The following is a 22,653-nucleotide window of genomic DNA, read 5'->3' on the forward strand; positions in this document are numbered from 1 at the left end:
ATGAGTAAAATAGGCATCATAGATGATGATAGAGAGCAAAGAGAAACGTTAAAATCAATTCTTGAATCTCATTTAGAAAATTTTGATTCTAGTATTGAGGTGGTTGATACATTTCCTTTTCCTGATGATTCAATAGCTCAATACAAAGATTGGGTAGAGCAAAATGATATAGTTTGTTTAATTTTTGATGAACAAATGCATAATGATTCTGAAGGAGGAAAAGGTCCTGTCGGTTATAGAGGAAATCAGCTCGTTTTAGAGATAAGAAAATATTTTAAAGATATTCCAATCTATGTAATAACGTCACATAAAAACGATGATGACTTACAGGAAAAGTTTAGTGAGTTTGAAGATATAATAGGTAGAGAAGAATTTATTAATGATGGTGAGAAATATGTAAAGAGGTTTATTCGTGCAAGTCAAAGTTTTTTAGATGAAAATATTTCAGAGCTTTCAGAATTAAAGCATTTGTCAGAGTTAGTAGCATCAGGTAAGAGTGACGAAAATGATTTAATACGTTTGAAAGCGTTACAACTTAAACTAAATGTTCAAATAGACAGCGGTTTAGGAGAAAGAAAGGATTGGCTAGATGAGTATGAAAGTAAAATTCAATTTTTAGAAGAGCTTCAGAAGAAAATTGAAAATAAAATCAAGGAGTAGTGAATTGGAAACTTATAGTTAAAGACAAGGCTAATCAACCGGAAAAAGGAACATATACAGATTGGAAAGAGCAAATAGCAGAAGAGTGTTTTTTTCAATGTATTTATTGTTCAATAAATGAAGCACAATTTGGAGGTATTGACCATTATCATATCGAGCATTATAAACCAAAATCAATTGAAAGATTTAAAGCTTTAGAAAATGATATTTGTAACTTATTTTATAGCTGTCCTATATGCAATAGGTTTAAGAGCAATGACTGGCCCAACGATGCAGATGATTTAGATATAATTTGTTATCCAGATCCTTCTGAATACAATTATTCGGAATTGTTTGAGGTAAGTAGTGATGACTATAAAGTCAATGGTAAGTATGTTAGTACTAGATATATGACAGAAAGACTTTATTTAAATCGCCCACAATTGTTGTATGAAAGGCGTGAAACAGTTTTGCAGCAAAGAGCAGAAAATGTTACGAAAGCTATCGAGGCGCTGCAAGAAATGGTAGATACACAAGAGTTATTAAAGGAGTCTAATAAAGGTGTAATAGAGTTACTAAAGACAACTCAAAAACGAAATAATATAAGACCATACAAATTGGCTGAAATTAGAAAATGAATAAAAAAAGCATAGGTTCATATTATACACCTCTAAATTTAGCAAAATTTATTGCGGATTATTGTTTATCTCAAATAGATAGGCTTAATATCTCTGTGCTTGAACCAAGTGTTGGTGATGGAAATTTTGTTCAGGCTATAAATGAAACAGAAGCGTTAAATAATTTTAATAAAATTAATTTAACTATTGTAGAAAGGGAAGAGGAAGAATTAAAAAAAGCAAAGAAGAAGAATGTAAATAACTCTATAAAATTATCAGCTTTTAATAAAGATTATTTGAATTTTCACTCTGATAGTAAAAAGAAATTTTCAGCCATCCTAGGGAACCCACCATATGTAAAAAGTAATTATCTCACTGATGAACAAAAAGTACTGGCTAAAGAAATTCATTTAGAGCAAAACCTTGCTGATAGAAAAATAAATAACATTTGGACATCATTTCTGGTTAGCGGTATTTCTAAACTACAGAATGATGGTCTTTTGGCTTTTGTACTTCCATTAGAATTACTACAAGTAAAGTTTACAGAAGAAATTAGAGATTTGCTTAAAGCTTCTTTTGAGCGTATCGAGATTTTTATGTTTGATGAGCTTCAATTTTTGGAGTGCAAAGGTCAAGATACAGTACTGTTAATTGGCTATAAAAAGCATAAAGTACCTGGTACATTTTATACAACAATCAAATCAATGGATGAGCTTCAAAAAAGAAGTTTTAGATTGTATAGTAATGAAAGTGTATCAGAGTCTAGTAAAAAATGGACACATCATTTTATAACGCCAGAAGAACATACATTTCTTGAAAATATTAAACAAGATTTAAATCTTGTTTCTGATTATGTAGATAATAAAGCAGGTATTGTAACAGCTGCTAATAATTATTTTATTGTAGATAAAGAAATTTTAGATCAATACGATTTAGAAGCTTATGCAAGACCAATAGTACAAAAAGGTTTTTTTGTTAACGGTTCAGTAGCATTCAATAGAAATGATTATTCAAAATTAATCAAGGAAAATAAACCAGCTTATTTATTGGACTTTAATAATTTAGATGTTGAAAATATCCCTTCAAATGTACAGGACTATATTGATTTAGGAGAAGAAGAAAAACTTCAAGAAAGATTTAAATGTAAACAAAGAAACCACTGGTATCAAGTACCAAATATAGCAAAACAATCAAAAGCATTTTTCTTTAAAAGGGCTCACGAATACCCAAAATTATTAAAAAATGAAGCGAATGTATTTGTAACTGACAGTGCCTATAATGTAACCGTTAAAAAAGGTCATAATTTAAATGATTTTATATTTTCATTCTATAATTCATTAACATTAGCTTTTGCAGAACTAGAAGGACGTTACTATGGAGGTGGTGTTTTAGAGCTTACGCCAAATGAGTTTAGAGTATTGCCTATTCCAATGGCTCATCACAATGATTTTAATTCTTACAAAAAAGATTTTAAGAGTAAAAATGATATTGAAGACGTTTTGTTAAAATACAATCATCAAATTTTACATAATTCTCTTAATCTTAACCTGGAAGAAATTAATAAAATTGAATCAATTAGAAAGAAATTAGTAAATAAAAGACATCGCAAATAGTTGTATATTTCAGTATGAATTTAGAAAGTCTACTAGCAATATTATCTTCACTAATGGGAATTTATACATTTCTAAAATCGGAGGTTTCCTTTATTTCACTATTTAAAAAAAATCAATTTTAAAATAATTTGTCCCAATGAATTTTGTTGGGTAGTTTATAATTTATGATTATCAATATGTTAATTGAAATAAGGGTCATAGGTTGTGACCCCTGTTTTTAAGAAAAATTTATTTTACAATTCCCCACAAACCAAAATCCAGTTTGTTGCTATTACAAAAATCCTCTGTCTTTTGGTTTGTTCCGCTCGCCAACGCGCTTGTAGTTTTTGGCTGCCAACCCGCACACAGCACATTGCTTGTTTTGCTTAAAAGAATTATTTGAACAATTTGGTACAGCAAAAAAGCAAAGAGCTGTTTCCAACCCTCACACCAAAAACTACCCAAAGCTATGTTTACATAACGGGTAGTTATAGTAACATTCATTCACTTTCTGTACTATAACGCCATTATGTAAAATATCCGACATTCCCCACGCTCAATTCAGAACTGACATTGAAGTTCAGAACACACAATTTTTCCATCTTTTCCCCACCACCCATTTCAACGGTGTAGGTTTCAGCAATTATTAATGTTTTGCCTTGTGTCTGCGGTAGGTAAAAGGCTAAACCATCTGCTTAGAAGGCAGACGGTCATAGCTTTCACCCACCTCAACACCGCGCATAAAAAAAGAGCATTTTTTAGAAAATGCCCTTTATTTATCTTTCCTATCGCTTAACATCAATAATTACTTCCACCTACGACACTTTGCCCCAAGAAAAGTGATCAGTTTTTTTAGAAGTAGAGAAACAAAGAAACTTACGATTGCACCAACAACAGCCAAAACAATGGTAGTAATCAAATCCTCAACACCTATATTTAAAAAAGATGAAAAGAAAGTACCACCAATAATGGCAGATTTGGTATTATAATCCATCGTCATTCGCATCAGTTTCGGTATTTTCATCATCAGTAACAACAGCTTGACTTACTGCGGTGGCTACAGTTCCAGCAACGGTCATATAAGTAGCAATGGTTACCACAATAGCAGGCATCGAAATAGGTGCAGCTATGATAGCACCACCTGCAGTAGCCAATGCAATACCAATATTGCGTAAAGTCTTAAAAAATTTGGGAGTTGGTTTTTTATAACGTTCTACAATGTTCATAATTCTGTGATTTAATAGTTAATAAAATAGTTTCTTTTCTGTCTTTAGCTTGATACACCAAAGACAACAGTTTTTGCATAGCATTTTTAGAATAAACACCTTTCCCAATTCCACTCAAATAAGTTACTGGAGCAATACAACCTTGAAGCTCTTTTAAGGCATCATTCGCAGGATGAAAGAGAATAAAACTTCTACCTTTTACATCCTTCAAAATCAAATGATGCTTAAACCGTTTTGAAAAACGTGGTTGAACTTCATAAGTGCCTTCAGGAATACAGGAAATATTTCGCTTGTTATTGTTCCAGGGCAATTCAATGGTATGACAAAGGAATTTACCAGAATTAAAGAGAGCACCATTGGTGCCCTCTTTAAAATAGGCTCTATGCAGCACTAATTCCATACTTACGGAGTATCTACAATAACAATTGCCAAAGCGTTGTAAGCACCGTTCTTAAGCTCGTACATTTGTCCGTTTACCTCTTGGTAAAACTCAACACCAAGCACCTGAACCACAGGAAGCGTTGAGTTTGCAGTCAATGAAGCTGTTAAGGCAATAGCAGCAGTATCAGCAGCGGTGTAAGGCAGAATAGCGGTCTCATCATTTTCAAATGTTGAGGTTTCATTCTCAAAATCCAATTCAGAAGCACCCATTACCACCTTAAAATGGGTTGTTCCCGTTGGTGCTGCAATTCTTACCGTTGGAGAAAACGCATCAAGGTTAACCGTAGCATCACCAGAAACACGGTCAAAAGCATTCGTGAATGGCGCAAAAAGGGTTGTCCCTAACTTTCCACCTAAATTGAATTCAAAGCTTTCTAACAGGCTTAAATTCCCATCTTGAAGTGTTCTAGATCCTCTTTCATTGGTTGTATCAGTTTTAGTGATAGCAACCAACGTTTTAGTTAAACGTGAAACCACACGTTTGTCCTTTGCGTTTTGTAAAAGAATACGGATTGCATTACGCAATAATTTACCACCTTTACCAGCGCGTCCAAATTCAGACCCATTTTCACGCGTTCTCTGAAACGCAGGGTCATTCGCAATACGATTGGCATCCACACCACCTTTTTCGCGTGCTAAATGCCCATCAGTCGTTTTGTAAAAGGAAATACCACCGATAGTTCCTTTCAGTTTAATAATTCCAGTTTGTTTTGCCATAATAATTCGTTTTTTGATTAATGAAACCAAATCACGTAATTTTATGGCACGTTGTTAAAAAAGCAATTCCGTTTTCGGTCATCCATTCCGATACAACCAAAAACGTCATTAAAATATTGAAAACCCTATCGGGATTTCCAACATTTTAACAACGCATCATCATCACCATAATCATAAAACAATAAAGTATGGATGATGTACGGATAAGGCATAGATAAAGTATTATGATCCCAAAAAGAGCTTGCATATACCCAAAAGATATTCAGCGTATCACAGGACGAAGTGAGCGCTATGGGCGTAAGCTTTTAAATGACATTAGAAACTACTTTGGAAAGGAATCTTACCAATTCGTCACAATTAAAGAATTCGTTGAATACAGCGGAATAGAAGAAGATATTGTCAACAAATATTTAATAGATTAATCATAATATTTGATACAAATTGACTGGTTTTAATGAAGTTAAAATTGTAAATTTGTAGTAAGACGTTCAGATAAATAATACTATTTCAAACTAACAGATAGGTCTACAATTCGGTTAACACTGTTTTAGTCTACTTCTGAAAGTATTGATTTTACTGCATAGTGGCGGTTTAGTTATCATCCTGCCACCCCGACAAAAAGCTAAAAGCCAAACTATTAAGTTTGGCTTTTTATTTACTTCCTTATTTAGTTTTTTTTAATCACGCCCTAAAGGATTGGTATTCGCCAAAAAGTTTTTAAAAAAAAGAACACTTAAAACATGGCAAATCAATATAATCATTAAGAAAACTTTGTTAGTGTTTAGAAACTCATTTATCGCGCTTAAACAAACTTGGAATAAGTAAAATATGCCAGCGGCTAGCAGTGTGGCCCCTGTTTTATACCGAACGCTTAAATAGATTAAGCTTATAGTAATTAAAAATATAGATACAGAAAAAACTAATAGAAATGTGAAAAATATTGAGTAGTTGTTTAGTGCAGAAAATAAAAGGTTTGTTATAGAGAATAAAACATACCCAATTAAGCTAACTGCTATTATTGAAGTGAAAGAAATTAAATCGTTAATCTTTTTTAAAGTTATGTATTTTTTTAGTGCTAAAGTACAGCATGTTAAATAAATAAAGTTTAATATGGTGATCCAAGAAAAATGATTTTTAAAATCTAATGACGCTAAAATATCAGACGAAAATAAAGCAATCAAACCTATGATGTAATAGTAGTTTAGTTTATTTGTCCTATAAAAGATATAACTTAATAAAACACAAATAATAGATAAAGGCATTGTGAATACAAGATGCTTTTTTATAGAAACGGTGTTTATTGTTACAGATGCAATTAGTAACACAAAAAAAAGCAGGTCGAAAATATTCAAGCTGCCTTTTAATTTTTTTATGAAAACACTAAATCGCATTAAGATTTTGTTTTATAGAGTGTTAATGTACGTATATACGTTTAAAATTTATCATAAATTAACTTTTTTTTTTTTATTCACAGCATAAACTCCCCAATCTGCAATAGCTTGTACTACTGGAATCAACGTTTTGCCAAAATCTGTCAACGAATATTCTACCCTTAACGGTGGTTTAGAAGTGTAAACCTTGCGTTTTACTATACCATCTTCTTCTAGTGTTTTTAATTGCAAACTCAATGTACGTTCGGTTACAGTAGGCATTTCTTTTCTAAGCTCATTGTATCGTAATGTCTTATCAATAAGATGAAATAGAATTACCGTTTTCCATTTCCCACCAATAAGTCCCATTGTTAAACTGGCACAACAAGGGTATTCTTTTCCTTTAAATTTATACATATTATTCGTTTAAATAAGTACAAAGGTATTATACTATCATTAATTATACAACTATACTTTTTATAGTAAATTTAACATTCGGTTAAATCCATTGATATTGTTGAGTTTACGTCTTTTTATACCATAAAAAATTAAACTATCCTTTTTGACCGTTATTGTCAGAAATAAACACTATACATACTTTTGTCACTATACTTTTGATAGTTAAAAATAAAACATAACAAGAATCAATTAAAAATGAATTTAAAAGAAACACTTAACTGGAGATACACTACTAAAGAATTTGATCCAACAAAAAAATTATCTAAAGAAGATATGGGTCAAGTAAAAAGCTTGTTAAGAATGAGCGCTTCAAGTGTAAACTTACAACCTTGGCATTTTATTATTGCTGAAACTGAAGAAGGAAAAGCACGCATAGCAAAAGGAACGCAAGGTTTTTTCCATTTTAACGAACCTAAAGTAACTAATGCTTCGGCAGTGGTGCTTTTTTGTGCAAAAACCGATGCTAATGAAGATTATTATAAACACATTGCAGATGTAGATGATAAAAATGGACGATTCCCAAATGAAGACATAAAAAACGGATTTATAGGTGCTGTAAAAACATTTGCCAATATCCATAAATACGATTTAAAAGATTTAAATCATTGGATGGAAAAACAAGTATATCTTAACATAGGTAGCTTCTTGTTAGGCGTTGCGAGTTTAGGTATTGATGCGACACCTATGGAAGGAATTGATGTAAAAGCATTAGATGAAGAATTTGGTTTAAGAGAAAAAGGTTTCACAGCATTAGTTGCCGTTTCTATAGGTTATAGAGCAGAATCTGACTTTAATTCAACAGATAAAACACCAAAATCTAGATTACCTGAAAGTGAAATTTTCACTGAAATATAAATCATATAAAAACCATAGTGATGAAAAAAATTATAATAGCTGTTTTGTTATTGGTTGCGACTAAAGTATTAGCCCAAACACCAACAACAGATGCTAGAAAATCTAAAAACGAAATTGTTACTGCAGACAATGTAGAATGGGGATGGTTAAATCCTTTACGAGGCGATAAAAGTCCTGCTGCAGGAAAACTTTGGGGAGACCGTACAAATAACGAGCCTGCAGGTTTTTTAGTAAAGTTTAAAAAAGGATTTTCATCACCACCACATATTCACAACATAACGTATCGTGGTGTGGTAATTAAAGGATTATTACATAATGATGATGAAAATGCTGAAAAACAATGGTTACCAGCCGGTTCGTATTGGCAACAACCTGCTGGCGAAGCACATATTACAGCTGCAGATGCTGAAGATAATATGGCGTTTTTAGATATTCAAGAAGGCCCATATTTAGTAAAACCAACATCGGAAGCGTTTGATAATGGCGAAAAACCAGTAAACGTTGATAAAACCAATTTAGTTTGGTTAAATGCTAATGATATTGAATGGGTTTCAGAAAAAAGTAATGTTGAAACTGCTTTTTTATGGGGAAGTCACGAAAAAAATCAACTGCGTGCGTCATTAATAAAATTACCTGCCGGATTTAAAGGAAAAATTAAAAATTTAAGCCCAAATTTTAGAGCTGTGGTTATTTCTGGTAAAGTAACGCATCAATTTTCTAAAAAAGATGACGTAAATGTGTTGGAACCAGGTTCTTATTTTGGTGCAGCAGAAAAAACTTCACCACGTTTAAAAACGGACGTTGAAACGGTTGTTTACATTCGCTCAAATGGTAAATTCAAAATAAAATAATCTCTATAATTTAGCTTGATTGATTAATAGCAGAAAAAGCCACCAAATGTAAAATACATTCTGTGTGGCTTTTTTTTATAACACTATCAAATTAATATGATGTCAGAACGTCATAAAAAACCAATCAGGCACATATTTTGACAATGATAGAAGAAGTTACAATAATGCGCATCCTGATGTGTATGCTGAAGACAAAGTGAAATTATTAGTAACTTTAACAGAAAGCATAATAAGTAGCTAAAGTTTAAAAGTCAACCAAAATAGCCAATGAAAAAAGTACTCATTCTTTTTGCACATCCAAAATTTGAAAAATCAAGAGTCAATGCAACACTTATTGAGCGATTAAAGGACAAGGCGCACGTAACATTTCACGATTTGTATGAGCATTATCCTAACTTTCATATTAATGTGCAGCAAGAACAAGAGTTATTACTTCAACACGATATTGTTATTTGGCATCATCCGTTGTATTGGTACAGTAGTCCTGCCATTTTAAAGCAATGGAAAGATTTAGTTTTAGAGTTCAATTGGGCATACGGACCAAACGGAAAAGTGCTGCATAATAAAACTGTTTTTAATGTTATTACTACTGGTGGATCACGCGAAGTGTATTGCACAGAGGGCTATAATACCTATACAATAAATGAATTTTTAAGACCTTTTGAACAAACTGCAAAATTATGTGGTATGAACTATTTACCACCTTTTGCGGTTATGGGAACGCACCATTTATCCGATGATGATTTATTAGATTATGCTAACCAATACGAACAATTGATAGATTTGCTACAAGGTGATTTTAATGCAACGCAGCTATCCAATTGTTTTTTCTTAAACGATTTAGAAATTTTATCCGCGTAGCATATGTCTGGAAGTTTATTATTTAATGCCATTGTTTTTCTTGCTGGTGCCATTATTTGTGTATCAATAGCTAAACGTTTGGGTTTAAGTTCTGTTATTGGGTATTTGCTAGCAGGTGTTTTAATAGGTCCTTATGTTTTAGGATTTATAGGTGAAGAAGGTGAAGATATTTTACACTTTGCAGAGTTTGGTGTTGTAGTCATGCTGTTTTTAATTGGTCTAGAAATTGAACCCAAAAACTTCTGGAACATGCGAAAATCCATACTTGGTATGGGCGGCATACAAGTAGCATTAACCGTAGGGTTAACCTATGTGTTGTTTGCATTTTTAGGTTACGAATGGCAGGTTGCACTGGCTATTGGTATGGCTGTGGCGCTATCGTCTACCGCAATTGCATTGCAAACTATAAAGGAAAAAGGATTAATGAATACCACCTTTGGTTCTAGCTCGTTTTCCATCTTATTATTTCAAGATATCATCGTCATATTTATGATTGGTGCTTTACCGTTATTAAGTAATTCTCCTGAAAATACAGGTGATGAAATATCACATTCGGCATCAACCTTAATTGAAAGTTTACCTATAGGATTACAAACTTTAGCTATTATTTTATCGGTAGTCCTTATTGTTTTGGCTGGTCGTTTTGTAGTGGTGCCTATGTTGCGTAAAGTAGCTAAAACAGGTGTTAGAGAGTTGTTGATTGCAGCTGCATTTTTAATTGTTTTCGGAATTTCATATTTAATGGAATTTGTAGGCTTAAGTCCAGCGTTAGGTGCTTTTTTAGGTGGTGTTGTTTTGTCTACAAGTGAATTTAAACACGAATTAGAAAGCACGCTAGAACCTTTTAAAAATCTACTACTCGGACTCTTTTTTATGGCAGTTGGTGCCTCTATTAATTTTGTGGTGATTGCGAATAGTCCGTTGACCATTGGCGGTATTTTACTCGCTATTATTGTTATAAAAGCGTTGGTGTTATTTGTTACAGGACGCATTTTTAAATTAAAACTCGATCAAAATGTGTTGTTAACCTTCAGTTTGGCGCAGGTTGGTGAGTTTGCATTTGTATTGTTATCGTTTGCATTTCAGCTTAATATTTTAGAACAAGAACAAATGGACATGATGTTAGTGGTTACGGCTGTTTCCATGTCTTTAACACCAATTTTAGCGGTGGTAAATGAACGTTTCATTCTTCCTAAAATTGGTACAAAAGAATCTATAAAACGACCAATGGATCACATCGCCAAATCGCAAAAAGTAATATTAGTTGGTTTTGGACATTTTGGTAGTACGGTTGGCCGATTTTTGCGTTCTCACGGTGTAGAAGCTACCATTTTAGATTTCGATTCTAACCGTGTCGATTTCCTTCGTAAAATGGGATTTGAGGTGTATTATGGTGATGCCACACGCGAAGATTTATTAGAATCTGCCGGAATTGCCGAAGCTAAATTACTCATTTGCGCCACAAATAAAGTTTCTGTAGCAAAAGCGATTAGTAAAATTGTAAAAGAAAAATATCCGCACGTTGAGATGTTGGTTCGTACAAAAAACCGTTACGATGCTTACGAGTTATTAAACCTTGATGTAACTAATATTTACCGTGAAACCTTAGACACCTCGTTAGCGTTAGCGAGTGATGCACTTAATAAATTAGGTTTTAGAAAATATACTTTAAATCGTCAAGTACAGAATTTTATTAAGTATGATGAAGCGAGTTTAAGACGATTGGCTTCTGAACCTAAGCGAGAAGAAGACTATGTGTTTATAGCAAGAAAAGAAATAGAACAGCAAGAAAAATTACTAGAAAATGATTTTAAACGTGGCATTGTAGCCTACGATAATCATTGGGATAGCGAACATATTAGGAAGCAATTAGAAAAATCTGAAGAAGGAAATAATTGATGCAAAAAGACATTCCAAATATTGAGTTTAATGCAAAAAAGCCAAATAATTCTGGCATAGAGATTCTTACCATTGAAAGTTTAGCCAGTCGTAAAGATTTGGTGAAAGACCATCACCCAGAAAAAGCGCATCAAGTAGCATTTAATATGATTGTGTACTATACCGAAGGCGAAAGCAAGCAACTAGCAGAGTTTGTTTAATTTTAAATCAGTATCTTAAGAAAGAATTAGGTTACAGCGCAAAACAGTTAAAAATTAAACCGTTTTGGAATCCGTTAAAAAAAGGATTAGAATAATGGCGTTAAGCACAAGATACCAGCAAATAAGGCAAGAAACACGCTCATTTTGCAAACATTTAACTATTGAAGATTTTTCAATTCAAGTGGTACAATTTGCAAGTCCAGCAAAATGGCATTTAGCACATACTACTTGGTTTTTTGAAACATTTATTCTTAAAACATACAGTGACAATTATAAGGTGTTTGATGATGATTTCAACTTTTTGTTCAATAGTTATTACAATAATGTTGGTTCTCGCATTTTGCAAGCCAACAGAGGTAATATGTCTAGACCAAGTATTGACAAAGTGTTTGAATACAGAAGTTATGTTGATAAGCACATGATAACGCTTTTAAACACTACAACCAATAAAAGACTGTTAGACTTGGTTACGCTTGGTTTAAATCATGAGCAACAACATCAAGAACTTTTGGTAACCGATGTTAAATACATGCTGGGTCATAATCCGTTATTTCCTGTGTTTAATGCCGACTATAATTTAGTGAATGATTACAATATAAATAACGCGTTAGTAACCATAAAAGCAGGGAATTATACCATTGGTCATCAAGGTGATGATTTTTGCTATGATAATGAATTAGGTGTGCATCAAGTATACTTAAATGATTTCGAAATACATAATCATTTAGTAACTAATGGTGAATATTTAGAGTTTATGAATTCTGGTGCGTATTCAGATTTTAACCTTTGGTTAGATGAAGGTTGGACATGGGTAAACCAAAACAACATTAAAGCACCTTTATATTGGCATAAAAAAGATGATGAATGGTATCAATATACCTTAGCTGGATTGCAAAAGGTAGATCCATTAGCATTGGTAAGTCATGTTAGTTTTTTTGAAGCCCAAGCGTTTGCAGAATGGAAAGGTATGCGATTGCCTACAGAGTTTGAATGGGAAATTGCTTCGCAAAAATTTGAATGGGGAAAACGCTGGGAATGGACAAATAGCGCTTATTTGCCATACCCAAATTTTGTAAAAGAAAATGGGGCAGTAGGTGAGTATAACGGAAAATTTATGAGCAGTAAAATGGTGTTAAGAGGTGCTTCTGTTGCAACGTCTAAAAACCATAGCAGACCAACGTATCGCAATTTTTTTAACCCAGCACAACGCTGGCAATACACAGGAATTAGACTTGTAAAATAGATGACAAACACATTTAAAGAAGACGTAAGGAAAGGTTTAGAGCAACCTCAAAAAACATTACCTTCAAAATACTTTTATGATAAAAAAGGCGATGCGCTTTTTGTAGAAATAATGAACTTGCCAGAGTATTATTTAACACGCTGCGAGTTAGAGATTTTTAAAAACAAAACAAACGCCTTAATTAAGGCTTTACAATTAAAAACCAATACTCATTTTGAACTTATTGAACTTGGTGCAGGCGATGGTTTAAAAACCAAACATTTGCTAAAAGCTTTGAAAGATCAGCATTTTAATTTTGAGTATATACCTATAGATATTTCGGCAAATGCATTACAGTTATTGCAACAAGATTTAAATAAAACTTTGCCAGATATTGCTGTAACGCCAAAGCAAGGTGATTATTTTGAGGTTTTGGCATCATTAAAACACAATAATAATCCAAAGGTTATTTTGTTTTTAGGCTCTAATATTGGTAATATGGAAGATGCAATAGCGCAACAATTTATTTATAATTTAGGTGCTAATCTTCAAAAAAATGATATGCTTTTATTAGGTGTAGATTTAATAAAACCTGAAGAAATTGTATTGCCAGCTTATAACGATTCTAAAGGCATTACGGCACAATTCAACTTAAATATTTTAGAGCGAATTAACAACGAGTTAGAAGCCAATTTTAATTTAGATTATTTTGAACATCTTCCAAAATATGATGCTGTTAAAGGTATTGCTGAAAGCTATATTTTAAGTACAAAAGCGCAAACAGTAACCATTAAAGCTATGAATGCTACGTTTGATTTTGATGAAGGTGAAAAAATTCATACAGAAATTTCAAGAAAATATAATGACAAATTAATTCATAATGTTATTGCAAACACCGATTTTACAATAGAAGATAAAATTTTAGACAGCAAAGCTTATTTTGCAGATTATATCTTAAAACGCCATTAGTTATGAGTGATAATACACTAGTGGTTTTAGGATTAGGAAGTCGGTCTACAGCCTTTTATTTACAAGCGCTTAACAAAGAATATAATGCCAAGTTTGGTGGTTATAGTACTTGTCCGTTGGTACTTTATAACGTTAACTTTCATGCAATAAACACATTGCTTCCTAAACCTTCAAAAGCGTTAAAAGACGTATTACAACCATCATTTTCAGCCATCCAATCATTTCAAGCTTCACATGTATTAATTCCTAATATTACACTTCATGAAACGGTAGATGAGATGTTAATTCCACAACAAATTATTCATCCTATTCATTTAACAATAAATGCTATTAAGGCTAAACAAATAAAAAAAGTCGTGGTGTTTGGTTCTATATATACCATGTCTTCAAATTATATAAAAGACGCTTTAAATGCTCATAATATAGATGTTTTAGTACCTAATGCATCAGAAATGAAGCTTATTGATACTGTAAGACAAGCTATTTACAATCATACCGAAACCGATGATTTAATGGATTCATACTTCAATTTATGTAACACATATGCATTAAAACACACCATTGTTTTGGCATGTACAGAACTATCAATTATTAAACCTAAAAACGATGCAATACTAGATATGGCGCAATTGCAAATTGAAAGTGCAATAAAAGCAATAAACAAGTAGGTTTTATATTTACCATTTTTAGGAATATATTCATCTTACTTCAACCTTAATTGTTACTGATATTTGTACATACAATAAATAACATAAATAAAAATTCAAAATATTATGAAAATAGCAGTTACATCGGTTAGCGGACAGTTAGGTGCAGCCATAGCTAATCAATTAATAAAAACCATAGGGAAAGAACATGTAGTTGGTATTGCGCGTACACCAGAAAAGGCACAACATTTAGGAATTGAAGTTAGAAAAGGCGATTACAACAGTCGCGAACAATTTAACGATGCATTAGTTGGTATTGATGCTGTGTTGCTAGTTTCTGGTATGGATGCACCAGATAAACGTATAGAACAACACCGCAATGTTATTGAAGCGGCTAAACAAAATAAAGTTGCTAAAATTGTATATACCAGTATTATTGGTGCCGAAAAAGGTTCGGCTTTTAGCCCAATAGTACAAAGTAACCGCCAAACAGAAACAGACATTAAAAACTCTGGTTTAGACTTTGTTATTGGAAGAAATAGCATTTACATTAAACCCGATTTAGAATACATTGATACTTATGTAAAAGAAGGAGAAATAAGAAATTCTGCCGGAACAGGCAAGTGTACTTACACTAGCCGACAAGCTTTAGCAATAGCTTATACCCAAATGCTTACCGAAGAAAAACATAACGGAAACACTTATAATTTAGCAGGCGAAGCCATTACACAAGCAGAACTTGCTAATTATATCAATACAGTATATGGTACTAATTTAAGTTATAACGCAATTTCAATTGATGCTTATACCAAAGAACGTCAAGACGCATTGGGCGAATTTTTAGGCACTGTAATAGGTGGCATTTACGAAAGTATGCATAATGGTGCCTATGATATAAAAAGTGATTACGAAAAAGCTGCAGGTGTGCCACATCCAAGTGCTTTAGAACTAATTAAAGCATATAAAGCCATTTTTAACTAATTCCTTACTTCATCAAAAAATAGCAATTCATAATATTAAAACTAAAAAAGACTCAAAGTGATTTGGGTCTTTTTTTCATATTAAATATAAATTAATTTTAAAGTAATTTTTCAGCAATCTCCAACCAACTAGATACTCTTGTGTATCCAGCATCATTTATATTATGTGGTGAGTTGAAAAGTAATGTATCACCTTCAAATTTTTCAAGATTATACGTACGATCGTCAATTAGTAAATCACCTTTTAATATAAATTTGTGTCCACACATTATTCTGTGCTGCCAAGTAATAAATGGCATGTGCTGGTCTAGCCAATCGCTTTTTTCTTTTAATGAATTTGGAAACTGAGTCGCAGCAGTAGCGATATACACTTCGTGTTTGTTATATAACGCTTCCATAACTTGGATAGCATCTTTTATAGGCTCTAAATTTCTGAAAAAACCGTCTTGGTAAGCGTGTTGTAAAATACTTTCTTGATGAATTTCTGGTACATTATGCCATACTTCGCCAGATTTAATATGTGCAAGAGAAAGCTCTTGTTTGTGTTCTTTATTGTATAGTTCTATGTGCTTACCGTAAGTATCGGCAAGTACATCGTCCATGTCTACAAAAATTGTCATAGGTTCAATGTTTTTTACAAAGCAACAAAGCTTAGAATAGACTAACAAATTAGTGTGTTATATTTAATTAAGTCTTAACAGTTTAATACTGTTTTGTAAATATTTGTAATAATTAATAAAAAAAACAGAGATTTAAAATTAGTTTAAACCTCTGTTTCGCTATATAATCAAACTTTTAAATGTTTTAATTTAGTATGCCATAGTTACTATTTTCTTGGCATCTGCTGGTAATAATTCTTGTTTTTCACCAAGTTTCCAGCCACGATCTTCAAAACGTTTTTCTATTTCTTCGGCAGTACCTTCAAACTTATCTGTGTAATCAGACAATTTAGTGTCAATACCTAACTGGCGATAAAACGCTTCTGTTTTTTCAATAGCAGCATAAGCTTTATCGTCAATACTACCTTCAGTTACATTCCAAACACGTTCTGCGTATTGCGCTAATTTTTCTTTTTTAGCTTCAAAATTATACTTGTAATGGCTTGGTGCAATTACTGCTAATGTTCTGGCATGATCTATTCCAAATAATGCTGTTAACTCATGTCCCATCATGTGTATTGCCCAATCACCAGGAACTCCTTGTTGTATAAGTCCGTTTAGTGCCATAGTACAACTCCACATAAAGTTAGATGCTGCTTCATAGTTTGTAGGATCTTCTAATACTTTTGGTGCAACTTCTATTAATGTTTGAATAATACTTTCAGCAAATCTATCTTGTAATAATGCGCCAACAGGATAGGTCATATACTGTTCTAAAACGTGTGTAAACGCATCAGCTAAACCGTTTGCCAATTGACGTTGTGGAATAGAGGTAATTACCGAAGGATCTAATATTGAAAACTGCGGAAATAAACCAGGTCCGCCCATAGCTAATTTCTCTTTAGTTTCTTCTCTGGTAATAACTGCGCCAGAATTCATTTCAGATCCTGTAGCTGGTAAGGTTAATACGGTACCAAATGGCATACCATTTTCTGTACGTACTTTGTTTATTAAAATATCCCAAGGTGTGTCACCGTCGTAAACTGCTGCAGCCGATAAAAACTTTGTGCCATCAATTACAGAACCACCACCAACAGCTAATAAATAGGTGATGTTTTCTTCTTTAATGACTTTTAAAGCGTTCATTAAAATATCATATTCTGGATTTGCAGGAATACCTCCAAACTCGGTAACATCTACATTAGCTAAAGCGATTTTTACTTTATCGTAAATACCATTCTTTTTAATACTACCACCACCATAAAGCATTAATACTTTGGCATCTTGTGGTATTTGATCTGTTAGTTTCTCAATTGAATCCTTTCCAAAAATAATTTTGGTAGGATTTTTAAATTCAAAATTGTTCATTTTTTTTCTTTTTTATAGTTAATCAATTACGGTTACTAAATCTTCCATAGGTTTTCTAACCTTTACAAGATTTACCAACCAATCATTTTCTTCTTCTCTGTAACCAAGCGGTAACAATACTGCGCTACGTAAGCCTTTTTCTCGTAAGCCTAAAATTTTATCTACAGCTTCAGGATCAAAACCTTCAATTGGTGTTGCATCTATACCTTCAAAAGCAGCAGCTGCAATAGCTTGTGAAAATGCAATGTAGGCTTGTTTTGCTGCGTGATTAAAGTTTTCTTCTTCGTCTTTTTGCGGATAGGCGTTAAGTAACATTTGACGGTAATTTTCCCAACCTTCGTTTTTAAAACCACGAATATCGTTGGTTAAATCGAACATGTAATTAATGCGATCTGCAGTGTACGTGTCCCAAGCAGCAAAAACGAGTAGGTGAGAGCACTCTGTAATAACCCTTTGGTTCCAAGCTATTGGTTTAATTTGTTCTTTGATGTCTTGGTTTTTTACCACAAAAATTTCGAAAGGTTGCAAACCACTAGACGTTGGAGCTAATCTTGCAGCTTCTAAAATACGTTCTACTTTTTCTTCTGGTACGTCTTTACCGTTCATAGCTTTAGCGGCATATCTCCAATTTAATTTATCTAATAATTCCATAGGTTGTTTTTATTTTTTTATACTGTTCCAAGCTGCTTCAAAAGCATTTTTAATTAGTGTATCATCTAAAGTAATTGCGCCACGTTTTTGAGCTAACATTAAAAACGCTAGCGGGTTTATAGCGTAGGCATATAAAATATAGTCTGAATATGGTTTTATAACACCTTCGGCTTTACCTTTTGCCCATAAATCTAGTAGCGGTTGTAAATGTTTAATGCCTTCTTGTCTGCTAGCTTCATCTATCATTGGTGTATTATCACATTGAGCTAAAAACAAAGCGTGTTCGCATTGTTTTAGTTTAAAATCTGCAATTCGATTCCAGATGTATTGAAACGCTTCTTTTACAGGTGCATTGGCATCATAACCGTTAAACGCATATTTAGTGTATTCAGTTTTTACATCTATGTAAGTTTGATTCACTAAATCTTGTTTGTTTTCAAAATACAAATAGATCGTTGCTGGCGATACGTTAGCCATTTTAGCAATCTTACTCATAGGTGTAGCGTGGAAACCATTGTTGTTTACCAAATCAATAGTTGCCTTGACTAAAGCGTTACGTTTGTCTATACTTTTTTGAAGTTTTGCCATTACTTTTAGTTCTAATATGCAAAAATATAAAAAAGTGAATGAACATTCATTTTTTTAACAAAGGTTTAATGTAAATACGCTAATTATAACAAAATTTTAACTGTAGAGGATAAGGAATACGCCTGCCATAATACCTGCTAAAGGCACCAGTTTTTTGCTGTAACAAAAAGCCCCAAAAAAATTAGAGTCAAATTCTATATATTCATCTTGTTAAAAATTACAATAAACGCTCAGCGATTTCTAACCAACTAAAAACTCTGCTATATCCAGTATCATTTATATTATGTGGCGAATTGAATAATAAAGTGTCACCTTCAAATTTTTCAAGATTATACGAACAATCATCAATTATAAATCACCTCTTAAGATGAATTTAGGATCACACATGATGTGATGTTTCCAAGTAATAAAAGACATGTACTGGTCTAATAAATCGCTTATTTCTTTTAAAGAATTAAAAAATTGTGTAGCTGCAGTTGCAATATAAATTTCGTGTTTGTTTTAGAGCGCTTCCATGATTTGTATAGCATCTTTGATAGCCTTATTGATAAGCGTGCTGTAAAATGCTATTTTGATGCATTTCTGGCACGTTGTGCCATACTTCACCAGATTCTATTGAGCTAGCGAAAGTTTTTGTTGGGTTCTTAATTATATAATTCTAAGTGCTTGACATAAGTATCGGCAAGTACATCATCCATGTCTACAAAAATTGTTATAAGTTCAATGTTTTTTAAAAAAGCAACAAAGCTTAAAATAAACTAACAAACAAGCTCCTTATATTTAATTGAGTCTTAACAGTTAAATGTTGTTTTATAAACTACTTGGAAATATATGACTATAATGATTAATATAATTGTTTACATAATTTTTTGATTATAGCGTTAATATTCTCTTAATTAACCAATATTTTATAATTATGCTATTGGCTTTCAGTTTATAAGTGATAGTTTTGCAACGATTTTTATAAAACACGAAAACAAAATTTATGAGTCAAGTAAAAGAAAATGATACGGTAAGAGTACATTACACAGGTAAATTAAGTAACGGTCAAGTTTTTGATAGTTCTTTAGAAAGAGAGCCTTTAGAAGCGACTTTAGGTCAAGGTATGTTAATTCCTGGTTTTGAGAAGGCGATCATTGACATGAAAGTAAACGATAAAAAAACTGTAAATATTCCTATGGCTGAAGCTTATGGAGATGTTCAAAAAGAATTATTCCATAAAGTTGATAAAGCTCAATTACCACAAGAAATTACTCCAGAATTGGGTATGGGATTGGTATCAAAAAGTGAAGACGGAAGAGAGCATCAGTTTAGAATTGCTGAAGTAAATGATGATCATATTATTGTTGACGGAAACCACCCATTAGCTGGTCAAGATTTAACATTCGAACTTGAATTGGTTGAGATAAAATAATTATAGTCATTTTTATGATATAAGAAAAGCTTGGTTTGTTCCAAGCTTTTTTTATTTATAGTGTTAAAGTATTTTTAAAAGATATTGTAAACCGAAAAAATTATGGTAAGTTAATATTAGTTAGTCTTTTCAAGTATAACAATTCAAAAGAGAATTCTTAATAAGAAACGGCAAAACAATTTATTAACACAAAAAATCTTAAATAATTATGGGGAAAGATAGTAGCACACTTTTAGGAATATTAGCAGGAACAGCAATTGGAGCAACTTTAGGAATATTATTTGCACCAGATAAGGGCTCAAAAACTAGACAACGCATTGCAGACGAAGCGCAGTCAGCTAAAGAGCGAATGCATGAAAGTGCTGTTCAAATGAGGGATAAGGTTGCAGATACTGTATCTAGCAAAAAAGAAACTCTAGATGAGCAAGTTGAAGCTATTGTGTCTGATATGAGTCATAAAACAGAAGATGTTATAACAACTTTAGAAAAGAAACTAGCAGACTTAAAAGCTAAAAATAAGAAATATCAAAAATCTTAAATATGAATATTTTTGAATCTGTAAATGAAACAACCGGCAAGATGTCGGATGCAGGAGAAACCTATGTAAAAAAAACGCAAGAGTACTATAAGTTAAAGGTTTTTCAGCAGTTAACAGTTTCAATTAGTCTTGTTGCTAAAGGGTTAATTATTGGCGGCTTATTATTTATAGGCTTGTTTTTTTTAGCTCTTGCAGCAGCAGTGGCTATAGGTGAGTGGCTTGATAATATAGCTTTAGGTTATGTTATAGTAGCTGGTTTGTTTTTAATCATAACGGCTATTATTTACTATAAGAGACACTTTATAAACAATAAAATTATCAAAGCATTAGCAACCAAATTTTTTGACTGACTTATTATGAAAAACTATCAATCTTTTGAAGATATAGAAAAAGATTTAACGCGCTTAAAACTAGAACGCAATATTGCTTTAGAAGAAATGAAACTACTTAAAAGCGAGTTTAAAGATGATTTAAAACCAGCCAACTGGGTTAGTACCATTTTTAATGTGGCTGGTAAATATGGGTTTTATGTATTATTAAAACGTTTTTTTAAATAAATAACGTAAGTTATTTACTTACGTAGACTGTTTTTTTATTCGTAAATTCTAAAATACCTTCTCGGGATAATTCTCTACCATATCCAGAATTTTTGGTACCTCCAAAAGGTAACCTAGGATCAGATTTTACCAACTCATTTACAAAAAAAGCGCCGTCTTCAATAGAGCTTATTCTATCAATAGCGTCATTGGTGTTTTTGCTAAAAATCATAGTTCCTAACCCTAATTTAGAATTAGCAGCAAGCTCATAAGCGTCATCAACATCTTTAGCTTTTATTATAGCAGCTACAGGACCAAAGGTTTCTTCGTCAAATACCGGCATTCCAGGAGTAACGTTTGTTACAATTGTTGGTGCGAAATAGGCGTCTTTTTTTATGTTTCCTATAATAACTTTAGCGCCTTTTTCTATAGAGTCATTTATTTGTTTTTGTAAATCATCAGCTAGGTCTGGTCTTGCTAGAACGGTTATTTGAGTTTTAGAATTTAGTGGCTCTCCGTGTTTTAGACTAGACACTTTTTTTTGAAACTTTTCTAAAAAAACATCATAAATACCTGCTTCTACAATAAAGCGTTTTGCAGCAATACAACTTTGTCCAGTGTTTTGCATTCTTGCATTAACAATGGTATCTAAATGCTTGTCTAAATCAGCATCGTTTAATACAATACATGCATTGTTGCCTCCTAATTCTAACACACACTTTTTTAAATTTCTTCCAGCGATTTCAGCAATTTTTCTTCCTGCTTTTTCACTACCAGTAAGAGAAACTGCTTTTATTCGGGAGTCTGCAATTATGGATTCTATTTGGTTATGATTTACAAGAAGTGTTTGAAAACATCCTTTTGGAAAACCAGCATCTTCAAATAGCTTTTGTAGTATTAAGGCACATCCAGAAACATTGGCAGCATGTTTTAGTAATACTGTATTTCCGGCCATAAGTGTAGGAACCGCAAAGCGCATTACTTGCCAAAAAGGGTAGTTCCATGGCATGACTCCTAATATAACACCTAAAGGATCATAGCTAATAAAGCTTTCTTCTGCTTCGGTATCAATTATTTCGTCTGATAAAAGCTCTTCAGAATTAGTTTCGTAAAAATCACATAAAAACATACATTTCTCTATTTCAGCAATGCTTTGACTAATGGGTTTACCCATTTCGTTTGTCATAAGTTCAGCATAGATCTGTTTGTTTTTGAGAAGTGTATCAGAAAGTTCAGCAAGAAGTTCGGTACGGTCTTCTATATCTAATAGTTTCCAATCTTGCTGTGTCTCATGAGCCTTATTTACTGTGTTTTCAACAGTTTTATCAGTAAACAATTCATATGTTTTAATGAGTTCACCATTAAAAGGATTGATAGATTTTATAGTGTTACTTTTCATGTCGTTTTTTATAAT

Annotated in this window: 27 protein-coding genes and 1 pseudogene; 17 read left to right on the forward strand and 11 right to left on the reverse strand. The window is 32.5% G+C overall.

What is annotated here, in order from left to right; translation table 11 throughout:
• Genes ABD690_RS07385 through ABD690_RS07395 form a run of 3 tightly spaced genes read left to right on the forward strand, consistent with a single transcriptional unit; the run spans position 1 to position 2,869 of the window.
• A complete protein-coding gene (locus tag ABD690_RS07385; RefSeq protein ID WP_344728863.1) occupies positions 1–660 on the forward strand; it encodes a response regulator in 660 nt (219 codons plus the stop codon).
• The gene (locus tag ABD690_RS07390; RefSeq protein WP_344728865.1) at positions 660–1,277 is read left to right on the forward strand and encodes an HNH endonuclease family protein; all 618 of its coding nucleotides are present in this window, start codon (positions 660–662) and stop codon (positions 1,275–1,277) included. The genes ABD690_RS07385 and ABD690_RS07390 overlap by 1 nt, the downstream gene beginning before the upstream one ends.
• Positions 1,274–2,869, forward strand: coding sequence for an Eco57I restriction-modification methylase domain-containing protein (locus ABD690_RS07395; protein WP_344728867.1), 1,596 nt, complete (start codon positions 1,274–1,276; stop codon positions 2,867–2,869). Before ABD690_RS07390 ends, ABD690_RS07395 begins: the two co-directional genes overlap by 4 nt.
• 228 nt (positions 2,870–3,097) lie before the next feature.
• Here the strand turns inward: ABD690_RS07395 and ABD690_RS07400 are convergent, their stop codons facing one another.
• From ABD690_RS07400 to ABD690_RS07420, 4 genes are all read right to left on the reverse strand, one after another.
• Entirely contained in the window at positions 3,098–3,352 is a 255-nt protein-coding gene (locus ABD690_RS07400; RefSeq protein WP_344728869.1) for a hypothetical protein, read from the reverse strand.
• Between the two features lie 479 nt (positions 3,353–3,831).
• Positions 3,832–4,074 (reverse strand): hypothetical protein, encoded by a 243-nt coding sequence (locus tag ABD690_RS07410; RefSeq protein WP_344728873.1) that lies wholly within the window; start codon positions 4,072–4,074, stop codon positions 3,832–3,834.
• Positions 4,052–4,474, reverse strand: coding sequence for a DUF5675 family protein (locus ABD690_RS07415; RefSeq protein ID WP_344728875.1), 423 nt, complete (start codon positions 4,472–4,474; stop codon positions 4,052–4,054). The genes ABD690_RS07410 and ABD690_RS07415 overlap by 23 nt, the downstream gene beginning before the upstream one ends.
• A gap of 2 nt (positions 4,475–4,476) precedes the next feature.
• Entirely contained in the window at positions 4,477–5,232 is a 756-nt protein-coding gene (locus ABD690_RS07420; protein ID WP_344728877.1) for a hypothetical protein, read from the reverse strand.
• A 224-nt stretch (positions 5,233–5,456) separates the two neighbouring features.
• Here ABD690_RS07420 and ABD690_RS07425 point away from each other — a divergent pair, with 224 nt between their 5' ends.
• The gene (locus tag ABD690_RS07425; RefSeq protein ID WP_344728879.1) at positions 5,457–5,654 is read left to right on the forward strand and encodes a hypothetical protein; all 198 of its coding nucleotides are present in this window, start codon (positions 5,457–5,459) and stop codon (positions 5,652–5,654) included.
• Positions 5,655–6,674: 1,020 nt separating this feature from the next.
• Here ABD690_RS07425 and ABD690_RS07430 read toward each other — a convergent pair.
• On the reverse strand, positions 6,675–7,019 hold the full coding sequence (locus ABD690_RS07430; protein ID WP_344728881.1) for a winged helix-turn-helix transcriptional regulator: 345 nt from the start codon (positions 7,017–7,019) through the stop codon (positions 6,675–6,677).
• A 237-nt stretch (positions 7,020–7,256) separates the two neighbouring features.
• On the opposite strand from ABD690_RS07430, the gene nfsB reads away from it, so the two are divergent.
• The 9 genes from nfsB to ABD690_RS07475 all read left to right on the forward strand — a co-directional run bounded on the left by nfsB (position 7,257) and on the right by ABD690_RS07475 (position 15,546).
• A complete protein-coding gene (nfsB, locus tag ABD690_RS07435; RefSeq protein ID WP_344728883.1) occupies positions 7,257–7,916 on the forward strand; it encodes an oxygen-insensitive NAD(P)H nitroreductase in 660 nt (219 codons plus the stop codon).
• Positions 7,917–7,936: 20 nt separating this feature from the next.
• Entirely contained in the window at positions 7,937–8,767 is an 831-nt protein-coding gene (locus ABD690_RS07440) for a DUF4437 domain-containing protein (protein WP_344728885.1), read from the forward strand.
• Positions 8,768–9,034: 267 nt separating this feature from the next.
• Positions 9,035–9,628: an NAD(P)H-dependent oxidoreductase gene (locus tag ABD690_RS07445; RefSeq protein ID WP_344728887.1), complete on the forward strand. Its 594-nt coding sequence runs from the start codon at positions 9,035–9,037 to the stop codon at positions 9,626–9,628.
• Between the two features lie 3 nt (positions 9,629–9,631).
• Positions 9,632–11,527 carry a monovalent cation:proton antiporter-2 (CPA2) family protein gene (locus ABD690_RS07450; RefSeq protein ID WP_344728889.1) on the forward strand — a complete coding sequence of 632 codons (1,896 nt, stop codon included), beginning with the start codon at positions 9,632–9,634 and terminating at the stop codon, positions 11,525–11,527.
• A complete protein-coding gene (locus tag ABD690_RS07455) occupies positions 11,527–11,727 on the forward strand; it encodes a hypothetical protein (protein WP_344728891.1) in 201 nt (66 codons plus the stop codon). Before ABD690_RS07450 ends, ABD690_RS07455 begins: the two co-directional genes overlap by 1 nt.
• A 94-nt stretch (positions 11,728–11,821) precedes the next feature.
• Complete coding sequence (gene egtB, locus ABD690_RS07460; RefSeq protein WP_344728893.1) at positions 11,822–12,970, forward strand: ergothioneine biosynthesis protein EgtB; 1,149 nt, start codon at positions 11,822–11,824, stop codon at positions 12,968–12,970.
• Positions 12,971–13,918 carry an L-histidine N(alpha)-methyltransferase gene (egtD, locus tag ABD690_RS07465; protein WP_344728895.1) on the forward strand — a complete coding sequence of 316 codons (948 nt, stop codon included), beginning with the start codon at positions 12,971–12,973 and terminating at the stop codon, positions 13,916–13,918.
• Between the two features lie 2 nt (positions 13,919–13,920).
• Positions 13,921–14,586, forward strand: a complete 666-nt coding sequence (locus ABD690_RS07470; protein WP_344728897.1) for an aspartate/glutamate racemase family protein — start codon at positions 13,921–13,923, stop codon at positions 14,584–14,586.
• A 105-nt stretch (positions 14,587–14,691) separates the two neighbouring features.
• Positions 14,692–15,546, forward strand: coding sequence for an NAD(P)H-binding protein (locus tag ABD690_RS07475; RefSeq protein ID WP_344728899.1), 855 nt, complete (start codon positions 14,692–14,694; stop codon positions 15,544–15,546).
• A gap of 97 nt (positions 15,547–15,643) precedes the next feature.
• Here the strand turns inward: ABD690_RS07475 and ABD690_RS07480 are convergent, their stop codons facing one another.
• From ABD690_RS07480 to ABD690_RS13510, 5 genes and pseudogenes are all read right to left on the reverse strand, one after another.
• Positions 15,644–16,165: a 5' nucleotidase, NT5C type gene (locus ABD690_RS07480; RefSeq protein ID WP_344728901.1), complete on the reverse strand. Its 522-nt coding sequence runs from the start codon at positions 16,163–16,165 to the stop codon at positions 15,644–15,646.
• A gap of 189 nt (positions 16,166–16,354) precedes the next feature.
• Positions 16,355–17,512 (reverse strand): iron-containing alcohol dehydrogenase, encoded by a 1,158-nt coding sequence (locus ABD690_RS07485; protein WP_344728903.1) that lies wholly within the window; start codon positions 17,510–17,512, stop codon positions 16,355–16,357.
• Positions 17,513–17,530: 18 nt separating this feature from the next.
• On the reverse strand, positions 17,531–18,163 hold the full coding sequence (locus ABD690_RS07490; RefSeq protein ID WP_344728905.1) for a nitroreductase family protein: 633 nt from the start codon (positions 18,161–18,163) through the stop codon (positions 17,531–17,533).
• Positions 18,164–18,172: 9 nt separating this feature from the next.
• Positions 18,173–18,751, reverse strand: a complete 579-nt coding sequence (locus ABD690_RS07495; protein ID WP_344728907.1) for a TetR/AcrR family transcriptional regulator — start codon at positions 18,749–18,751, stop codon at positions 18,173–18,175.
• Between the two features lie 217 nt (positions 18,752–18,968).
• Positions 18,969–19,240 (reverse strand): annotated as a pseudogene (locus ABD690_RS13510) (5' nucleotidase, NT5C type).
• A gap of 496 nt (positions 19,241–19,736) precedes the next feature.
• Here ABD690_RS13510 and ABD690_RS07500 point away from each other — a divergent pair.
• From ABD690_RS07500 to ABD690_RS07515, 4 genes are all read left to right on the forward strand, one after another.
• Positions 19,737–20,165 carry an FKBP-type peptidyl-prolyl cis-trans isomerase gene (locus tag ABD690_RS07500; protein ID WP_344728909.1) on the forward strand — a complete coding sequence of 143 codons (429 nt, stop codon included), beginning with the start codon at positions 19,737–19,739 and terminating at the stop codon, positions 20,163–20,165.
• A gap of 208 nt (positions 20,166–20,373) precedes the next feature.
• Complete coding sequence (locus tag ABD690_RS07505) at positions 20,374–20,703, forward strand: YtxH domain-containing protein (protein ID WP_344728911.1); 330 nt, start codon at positions 20,374–20,376, stop codon at positions 20,701–20,703.
• A 2-nt stretch (positions 20,704–20,705) separates the two neighbouring features.
• A complete protein-coding gene (locus ABD690_RS07510) occupies positions 20,706–21,053 on the forward strand; it encodes a hypothetical protein (RefSeq protein ID WP_344728913.1) in 348 nt (115 codons plus the stop codon).
• A 6-nt stretch (positions 21,054–21,059) separates the two neighbouring features.
• Positions 21,060–21,260 carry a DUF6327 family protein gene (locus tag ABD690_RS07515; RefSeq protein WP_344728915.1) on the forward strand — a complete coding sequence of 67 codons (201 nt, stop codon included), beginning with the start codon at positions 21,060–21,062 and terminating at the stop codon, positions 21,258–21,260.
• 10 nt (positions 21,261–21,270) lie between these two features.
• Here the strand turns inward: ABD690_RS07515 and ABD690_RS07520 are convergent, their stop codons facing one another.
• Positions 21,271–22,638 carry an NAD-dependent succinate-semialdehyde dehydrogenase gene (locus ABD690_RS07520; protein WP_344728917.1) on the reverse strand — a complete coding sequence of 456 codons (1,368 nt, stop codon included), beginning with the start codon at positions 22,636–22,638 and terminating at the stop codon, positions 21,271–21,273.
• Positions 22,639–22,653: the final 15 nt, after the last annotated feature.

The organism is Corallibacter vietnamensis (assembly GCF_039537875.1).
Classification (GTDB): domain Bacteria; phylum Bacteroidota; class Bacteroidia; order Flavobacteriales; family Flavobacteriaceae; genus Corallibacter; species Corallibacter vietnamensis.